Origin of the sequence: Rhodoluna sp. (assembly GCF_049276775.1) — a bacterium.
GTDB lineage: Bacteria > Actinomycetota > Actinomycetes > Actinomycetales > Microbacteriaceae > Rhodoluna.
Window position 1 is genome coordinate 1 of record NZ_JBASXC010000097.1, and the last position, 2,670, is coordinate 2,670.

The window sequence follows — 2,670 nt, forward strand, 5'->3', positions numbered from 1 at the left end:
ATGGGTGGATTGTGTTGAAGAAGTCGGTCGAAATCGCCGATTTCGCGGCTCGGGTCTCTCCGGCAACTGCGGGCCGTTCGGGCTTTGGCCCGGCTGACCGCCTCAAGGCGGCTATCTGGCCGTTCAGCTCATGCTGCGGCCTCCTGCATCGTGCATTGAGGGCGTAGCTTCGCGAGTTTTCTTAGGTTCTGGGCAATTGCGGCGAGAAGGAATTCGTCCTTGGCGCCATTGGGTCCGCGCAGCCGCAGCCGTGTCAGGCCGAGGATCCGTTTCAGGTGGGCGAATAGCATCTCTACCTTCTTCCGCTTGTCTCGCGACACCTTGTAGGCCTTGGTCTTTCGGCATTCGCGGGCGAACTCACGGGCCTCTTCGTGGGGTTCCCGGGTGACGTATCGCGTATCGGCTTTCGGGCAGCAGATTTCCTTCGACGGGCAAGCTTGGCAGGTCGCTTTCAGGCAGCGGTATTTCTTGCGTCCACCTGTATCCTGCCCTCGGCTCGGGTCGGAGTAGTTCCGGCGGAACTGTTTGAGCGCATGACCCTCCGGGCAGATGTACTGGTCATTCGCCTGGTCCCACTTGAAGTCCGACCGGGAGAACGTCCCGTCCGTCCGCTCTGACTTGTCGATGACGGGAATGAAAGGAATTATGCTGCGCTTCTCGACCAGCCAGCCGAGGTTCTCGGCATTGCCGTAGGCAGTGTCGGCAGCCAGCCAGTCAGGTCGGATCCCGAACCGCTTTTCCGTCCTGTCCAGCATGGTGCGTGACGCCCCGACCTCGGCCTGTCGGATGGCTCTCGTCGCCTCAACGTCCATGATTACCGAGCTCTTCGTGTCAATCAGGTAGTTGGTGGCATAGGCAAAATAGGGGCGACTTTCCTCAGCGCGGGTCCATTGCGCAGCCGGATCGGACTTGGCCACGAACTTTGGCTGGCTCGGAGAAGCGGCTCCGAACGCGGCATCATCCAGCGTTTCCAGATATTCACGCGCTGCACGGTTGCCGGCGTCACGCGCTACCTCCGGGCTCCAGTCTTCCGCCGCGATTGACCGGACCTTGTTGGCGTCCGCTGAGATCAAGCTTGCATCCACGGCGAAGCCCTCGCCGGATACCAGGTCCTCCTTCAGGCAGCGCTCGACCGTGGCCTCGAACACTTGCCGCAGCAGACCGCTTTCCCGGAATTTGCCATGGCGGTATCGGGAGAAGGTCGAGTGGTCCGGAACCTTCCCTTCAAGCCCCAGTCGGCAGAACCAGCGATAGGCCAGGTTCAGATGGACCTCGTCACACAGGCGGCGCTCAGACCGGATGCCCATGACGTAGCCGATCACCAGCATCCTGATGATCAACTCGGGATCAATGGAGGGGCGACCGAGGTGGCTGTAGAAGGGCCGCAGCGCGTCCCGAAGACTGTCACCGTCCAAGAGCAAATCGATCTCTCGCAGCATGTGGTTGGCGGGGACGTGTCGTTCCAGATCGAAGTCGTAGAACAGCTGCGCCGGAGCCTCTTGTCTGCCCATCATCCCGAAATCCTCCCATCCCCTCATAATTGAGTGAATCGAAAGACTTGCCGCAGCGCAACATGGACTTTTTCAACAGCATCGGCGGATTGCCGTCATTCTCTGCACGTGCGAGGGAATCGAGCCTAGGCAGAGACAGCGGACTTTCAGAACGGCTTGAAATCGAGCATCTCCCTGCCTCGCCGCAAGGCAGCTCTGAGCCCAATGCTGACCTCGATATCCAAAGGACCGTCTGAGGCGAACCGCGGAAATTTTCACTCGATGTCGGCAATCGCGAAGAACACACGGCGGTGCGGCTTGGATAGGCTAAATGATGCCTTCAACCGATGTCACTCGTGTGGCGTGCCGTCTTTTTCATTTTTCGCCAACAGGGTCTCGAATTTGTTCTGTATTTCACGCAGTTCCTCGATGGCGCCGCGAATGTCTCCGCTATCGTAGAACCTTACTTCGACATGCTTTCCTATATGAGACAATTGTTTCTGAACTTCGTGCCGGGCTTCTTGAGCCAGGCTCTTCAACTCGTAATAGCGTACCGGACGAGCAAAACCTCGCGGCTGAAACTCCCCCGCAAGGTCTGCCGAGACCACAGTTTCGACCAGGTTATAAGTGTTTTCATCCACAACGATCTTGTTGGGTTCGGCCACACTCTGCAATCGAGAGGCCAGATTGACCGGGCTACCAAGGACGGTGTAGTCGAGCCGTTGGTCTGAGCCGAAGTTACCAACCGTACAGAAACCAGTCGCGATACCCATTCGCACCTTCAGCCCATTGGTAACGCCTTTCTTACGCCAATGGCTCTGCAGATGGGCGACCCTTTCCTGCATTCTTACAGCCATTTCGACACAACGAAGCGCATCTTCGGCCTCGCCCTCCGTTTCAGGATCGCCGAAAAAAACCATGACGGCATCGCCGATGAACTTGTCGATTGTTCCGCCACACTCAAGCGCGATATTGGTCATCTCGGACAGATAGGAATTCACAATGTCGGCAAGGCGTTCTGGTTCGAGCGTGTCGCTGAGATCGGTGAATTGGACGATGTCGGAAAAAAAGATGTTCAGTGTCTTACGTTTGTGCACGTGCGAAGTGTCTTCACTTTCCGAGAAGATACTCTTGTAGATTTGCGGCGAAAGGTATTTCGCCAACCGGGTCGCGAGGTTTT

2 protein-coding genes are annotated in these 2,670 nt (G+C 57.5%); both read right to left on the bottom strand.

The window, feature by feature from the left end; all coding sequences use genetic code 11:
• Positions 1-128: 128 nt before the first annotated feature.
• Positions 129-1,514 (bottom strand): IS1182 family transposase, encoded by a 1,386-nt coding sequence (locus WAO31_RS06295; protein ID WP_509591577.1) that lies wholly within the window; start codon positions 1,512-1,514, stop codon positions 129-131.
• A gap of 326 nt (positions 1,515-1,840) precedes the next feature.
• The coding region (locus tag WAO31_RS06300) for an adenylate/guanylate cyclase domain-containing protein (RefSeq protein ID WP_509591579.1) at positions 1,841-2,670 on the bottom strand (830 nt) is incomplete at its 5' end.